The organism is Eggerthella sp. (assembly GCF_048329335.1).
Lineage (GTDB): Bacteria > Actinomycetota > Coriobacteriia > Coriobacteriales > Eggerthellaceae > Eggerthella > Eggerthella lenta.
On record NZ_DBFEGU010000140.1, the window covers coordinates 1 to 5,668 of the forward strand.

The window sequence follows — 5,668 nt, forward strand, 5'->3', positions numbered from 1 at the left end:
GTATAGCGGAATGAACGCGAACACGACGGCCAGCACGTCGAGCAGACCGAACGACAGCATGCCGCTGCTGCGCGCCGTCGAGCGGCGCTCGTCGCGGGCGAGCACGATGAGGTCGTCGGCGGACAGGAGGTCGTCCACCGACACGTCGAACAGGCGCGCGACGGCCTGCAGCGAGTCGAGGTTGGGCGAGCCGCCGCCCGTCTCCCACTTCGACACGGCCGTGCGCGACACGTACAGCCTGGCGGCAAGCTGCTCCTGGGTCAGGCCGCGCTCGGTGCGCAGCGCTTTCAGCTTCTCTCCGAAATCCATGGGACGCGCCCCCTTTCAGGCTCCCAAGATGGCTGAGCCGCATCGCTCCGGCAAGACACGATTCGTGTCATCGCCCGTCCACGCAGGTCGCAGGCTTGCGCGCGACTACGGCGATCGTCGGGCTCACCTCGTCGAGAGGTGCGCCAGCCGCGTCGCCGACAAGCTCCGCCTTTTCGAAGCCGGCTTCTTCGAGCTCCGCCGAGAGCGTTGCAGGCGCTCCTTCTTCGACGGTTCGTCAGCATTCGAAGCGATCATTCTACCATCTGATATCATGCTGTTTCCGAACATGACGCCGCGACCGAAGGAGCACCGTGGAGAAGCTGCCGCCCATCGAGAAAGTGTACGAGGCATGGTCCGCCGTCGCCGACAGACGCGTCGAGCTGCATCCCGACGAGCGCGGCCTCGATGCCGATCGAGTCGAAGCGTCGGCGCGGGAAGCCTACGACGCGCTGGGCGCGCTCGACATAGCCGTCAAACGAGGGTCGGCCAGACCGCCGAAGTCCTCGAAGGCGTGAGGGAGAATTCTGATCGAGCGAGGGCGCGTCAGCCGATGCGCCCTCGCTTCTATGTTTCCGCACGTTGAATTCCAAGCGGCATCAAGAGCCGTCGTGGACGAGCTTGAGACCGATGACGCAAGCTATGAGGCCGATGATGAGCAGCACTTTCGCCACCGATACGGGCTCTGTTCCCGAGAGCATGCCGTAGGCGACCGTGAGCGAGGCGCCGATGCCGACCCAAACGGCGTACGAGGTGCCCGTTGGCAGCGTTTTGACCGCGTAGGACAAGCCGACCATGCTCAACGCCAGCGCAACCAGGAACACGATCGAAGGCGCTAGCCTGGTGAACCCCTCCGCGCGCCCGAGCGCCGTGGCCCACACCGCTTCCAAGACGCCCGATACGATAAGAACGACCCATGCCATGAGAAGACCCCTTTCGTAGGTTATGCGCCGTCTTTTCGATCCTGGTACGGCTGCCCTCGTCAGGGAATCATGCGAAACGATGAAACGCCTTCAGTGTAGCAAACCGGAGGCGCATCGGAAATCGGAAGCCATCGCCTTTTCGCCCGGAAAACACGGTTCCAGGTGCGATTCCGTGTTTTCCGGGCGACGATGCGCGCAGAACGCGGCGCGTCAGCGCGAAAGCTCCCACTGGGGCAGGTCCTGCAAGGCCACGGCCGCGAGGCCGCCGAGGCGCGCGGCTTCCATGCCGGCCACCATGGCCTGGGCGCCGGCGAGGTTCGTCACGTGGGTCACGCCGTGCTTCACGGCCTCGAGGCGCAGCTCGTAGCCGTCGGCGCGCGTGGCGTGGCCGAACGGCGTGTTGATCATGAGCGAGATGTCCCCGGCGGCGATCATGTCGCGCACGTTGCCCTCGCCCTCGTGGATCTTCCTCACCTGCTCGCACTCCACGCCGGCCGCCCGCAACGTGCGGGCCGTGCCGCCTGTGGCCACGATGCGAAAGCCCAGACGCGCGATGTCGCGAGCGATGGGCACGATGGCGCGCTTGTCGCGGTCGCACACGCTGACGAACACCGTGCCGCCCTCGGGCAGCGCGTAGCTGATGGCCAGCTGCGTCTTCGCGAACGCCGCCGGGAAGTTGCGCGCGATGCCCATGACCTCGCCGGTGGACTTCATCTCGGGGCCGAGCACCGTGTCGGCGCCGGGGAAGCGGCCGAAGGGCATGACGGCTTCCTTCACGCTGAAATGCTCGAGCCGGCGGTCGTCGGGCGGCATCCCCAAATCGGCCAGCTTCTCCCCCGCCATGATGCGCGCAGCGACCTTCGCCAGCGGAACGCCCGTCGCCTTCGAGGCGAACGGTACCGTGCGGCTGGCGCGCGGGTTCGCCTCGATGATGTAGATGACCTGGTCTTTGATGGCGAACTGGATATTGATGAGCCCCACCACGCCCAGGCGCAGCGCCAAGCGGCGCGCGATGGCGCGCAGCTGCGCCTGCACGGCCTCGGACAGCGCGAACGGCGGCGTGCAGCAGGCCGAGTCGCCCGAATGGATGCCCGCCATCTCGATGTGCTCCAGCACGCCGCCCACGAACACCTGCTCGCCGTCGCAGAGCGCGTCGAGGTCCACCTCCACCGCGCCTTCGAGGAAGCGGTCGAGGTACACCGGGTGGTCGGGCGAGATCTTCGCGGCCTCCGCCATGTATTTCTCCAGCTGGGCGCCGTCGTAGACGATGCCCATGCCGCGCCCGCCCAGCACGTAGCTGGGGCGCACGAGCAGCGGGAAGCCGATGCGGTCGGCCACGACGCACGCCTCTTGGTACGTGGAGGCCATGCCGGCGGCCGGGTAGACGATGCCCAGCTCGTCGAGGACGGCGGCGAAGCGGTCGCGGTCCTCGGCCAGGTCGATGGCTTCCGGCGAGGTGCCCATGATGGGCACGCCGGGCGCCGCCAGCGCGTTCGCCAGCTTGAGCGGCGTCTGCCCGCCGAGCGTGACCACCACGCCGTCGGGCTGCTCGACATCGACGATGTCCATGACGTCCTCGAACGTGAGCGGCTCGAAGTACAGCTTGTCGGACGTGTCGTAGTCGGTGGACACCGTCTCGGGGTTGCAGTTCACCATGATCGTCTCGAACCCGGCCTCGTGCAGAGCGTAGCTGGCGTGCACGCAGCAATAGTCGAACTCGATGCCCTGGCCGATGCGGTTCGGCCCCGCGCCCAGAATCATGGCGCGCCGCCGCGTCTTCGGCGCCGTCTCGGTCTCGTCGGCATCGTAGGTCTTGTAATGGTAGGCCGTGGCGCTGGGGAACTCGGCGGCGCAGGTGTCCACGGTCTTGAACGCAGGCCTCACGCCCAGCATCTTACGGCACGTGCGCACGGTGAGCTCGTCGGATCCCGTGAGGTGCGCGATCTGCGCGTCGGCCAGCCCCATGCGCTTGAGCAGGCGGAACGCGTCGGCATCGAGCTCGTCCAGCGCCATGCCGCGCAGGTTCTCCTGCACGCGCACGATGTCGGCCATGCGCGCGACGAAGAAGGGGTCCACGCGGCTCGCCGCGCTCGCGCGCTCGACCGTCCAGCCGCGGCGCAGCGCCTCGGCCAGGTAGAAGATGCGCTCGGCCGTGGGACGCGCCACGAGGTCTTCCAGCGCCTCGTCGGACGCGTCGGCCTCGCCGCCTTTGCCGTCGGCTCCCAGGCCCGCGCGCCCGTTCTCCAGCGAGCGCATGGCCTTGCCGAGCGATTCCTCGAACGTTCGGCCGATGGCCATGACCTCGCCGACGGCCTTCATGCGCGTGGACAGCGTGTCGTCGGTGCCCTGGAACTTCTCGAACGCGAAGCGCGGCACCTTCACCACGCAGTAGTCGATGGACGGCTCGAAGCAGGCGGGCGTGGCCTTCGTGATGTCGTTCACGATCTCGTCGAGCGTGTAGCCCACGGCCAGCTTCGCGGCCGCCTTCGCGATGGGGAAGCCCGTGGCCTTCGACGCGAGCGCCGAGGAGCGCGACACGCGGGGGTTCATCTCTATGACGATCATGCGGCCGTTTTCCGGGTTGACGGCGAACTGCACGTTGGAGCCGCCGGTCTCCACGCCGATCTTCTCGAGGATGGCCAGCGACGCCGCGCGCATGCGCTGGTACTCCACGTCCGTCAGCGTCTGCGCGGGCGCCACCGTGATGGAGTCGCCCGTGTGCACGCCCATGGCGTCGAAGTTCTCGATGGAGCACACGATGATGCCGTTGCCGGCGCGGTCGCGCATGACCTCCATCTCGTACTCTTTCCAGCCCTCGATGCTCTCCTCCACCAGCACCTCGCCGGCCGGCGACAGCTCCAGGCCCTGGCCCACGATCTCGTGCAGCTCGGCCGCGTCGTGCGCGATGCCGCCGCCCGCGCCGCCCAGCGTGAACGAGGGGCGCAGCACCACGGGGTAGCCGAGCTCGGCCACGATGTCCTCGGCGTCGGCGATGGAATAGGCGTAGCCGGAGCGCGACGTCTCGATGCCAAGCTCCGCCATGCACTCGTTGAACTGCTTGCGGTCCTCGCCGCGCTCGATGGCCTCGAGGTCGCAGCCAATCATCTCCACGCCGTACTTGGCCAGGATGCCGGCGCGCGCGAGCTCGACGGCCGTGTTGAGCCCGGTCTGGCCGCCCAGCGTGGGCAAGAGGGCGTCGGGGCGCTCCTTCGCGATGACCTGCTCGACGAACTCCACGGTGATGGGTTCGACGTAGGTGCGGTCGGCCAGGCCCGGGTCGGTCATGATGGTGGCGGGGTTGCTGTTCACGAGCACCACGCGATAGCCGTCGGCCTTCAACACCTTGCAGGCCTGCGCGCCCGAGTAGTCGAACTCGCACGCCTGCCCGATGACGATGGGGCCGCTTCCGATGACGAGGATGGTTTGGATGTCTTCGCGCTTAGGCATGGGAGGCCTCCTTCCCTTCGGCGAACGACCAGCCGGCCAGGCGATCCTCGGCGATGTCGATGTCGAGGTAGTTTGCACATTCGCGCGGGTCAGGCAAGGTCAGCGAGGGCGCGGCTGGTGCCCCAGATTGCCCTGATGCAAGGCTGGACTGGACTTCCGTCCGTCCAGCCGCAGCAGAAGGGCAAGATGGGGTGCCAGCCGCGGCCGCAGCGTCGGCAACGCCGCCGTTCGCCAGAACGGCGGACTCCATCAACCGCGCGAACGCGGCGAACAGGTAATGGGCGTCGGTGGGGCCCGGCGAGGCTTCCGGGTGGTACTGCACCGAGAACGCGGGTATGTCGAGGAACGCGACGCCCTCGGCCGTGCCGTCGTTGAGGTTCACGTGCGTGAGCTGGATGCGTCCGAAGCGCTCGTTTTGCACCACCGGCGCGACGCCGCGGCGCACCCAGCAGCGCAGGTCGTCCTCATGCGCGCAGACGCCGGCCGATAGCTCCGGCACGAGCGCGCCCAAGCTGGGGAACACGAGGCCGAAGCCGTGGTTCTGCGCGGTGATCTCCACGCGCCGCGTGCGCAGGTTCATGACGGGATGGTTGCCGCCGCGGTGGCCGAACTTGAGCTTCTCGATATCCGAGCCCGCCGCCTTGGCGATCATCTGGTGCCCCAGGCAGATGCCGAACACGGGCACCCTCCCCAGCAGTTGCTCCACCTGGGCGTACGTGCCCTCGACGGCCTCGGGGTCGCCCGGGCCGTTCGACAGGAACACGCCGTCGGGAGCCATGGTCAGCACCTCGTCCGCCGGGGTGTCCCACGGCACGCAGGTCACGCCGCAGCCGGCGCGCACGAGGTTTTCGAGGATGGAGCGCTTCGCTCCGCAGTCGTAGGCGACCACTTTGAAGCGCGGCTCGGGAGGCGCGGCGAGCGCGAACGCCTGCGAAGCCGGCAGGTCGTCGGCCGAGAAGCGGCGCGGACGCGCGCACGACACCGTGGAGGCC

General features: G+C 68.1%; 5 protein-coding genes and 1 riboswitch. Of the genes, 1 reads left to right on the forward strand and 4 read right to left on the reverse strand.

The features are described 5' to 3' along the window. Window positions 1-309 (reverse strand): helix-turn-helix domain-containing protein (locus tag ACMO6A_RS04295; RefSeq protein WP_418470829.1); only part of this gene is annotated, 309 nt, incomplete at its 3' end. 311 nt (window positions 310-620) lie between these two features. Between ACMO6A_RS04295 and ACMO6A_RS04300 the strand changes: the two genes are divergently transcribed. Beyond that, window positions 621-824 (forward strand): hypothetical protein, encoded by a 204-nt coding sequence (locus ACMO6A_RS04300; RefSeq protein ID WP_009307082.1) that lies wholly within the window; start codon window positions 621-623, stop codon window positions 822-824. An 81-nt stretch (window positions 825-905) separates the two neighbouring features. Here the strand turns inward: ACMO6A_RS04300 and ACMO6A_RS04305 are convergent, their stop codons facing one another. The 3 genes from ACMO6A_RS04305 to ACMO6A_RS04315 form a co-directional block, all read right to left on the reverse strand. Next, window positions 906-1,229, reverse strand: a complete 324-nt coding sequence (locus ACMO6A_RS04305; RefSeq protein WP_009307083.1) for a DMT family transporter — start codon at window positions 1,227-1,229, stop codon at window positions 906-908. A 21-nt stretch (window positions 1,230-1,250) separates the two neighbouring features. Further along, window positions 1,251-1,315, reverse strand: a riboswitch (guanidine-III (ykkC-III) riboswitch). Window positions 1,316-1,439: 124 nt separating this feature from the next. Beyond that, window positions 1,440-4,676 (reverse strand): carbamoyl-phosphate synthase large subunit, encoded by a 3,237-nt coding sequence (gene carB / locus ACMO6A_RS04310; RefSeq protein ID WP_009608660.1) that lies wholly within the window; start codon window positions 4,674-4,676, stop codon window positions 1,440-1,442. Beyond that, on the reverse strand, window positions 4,669-5,668 hold a 1,000-nt coding region (locus ACMO6A_RS04315; RefSeq protein WP_418470830.1), incomplete at its 5' end, for a glutamine amidotransferase-related protein. The genes ACMO6A_RS04315 and carB, both read right to left, overlap by 8 nt.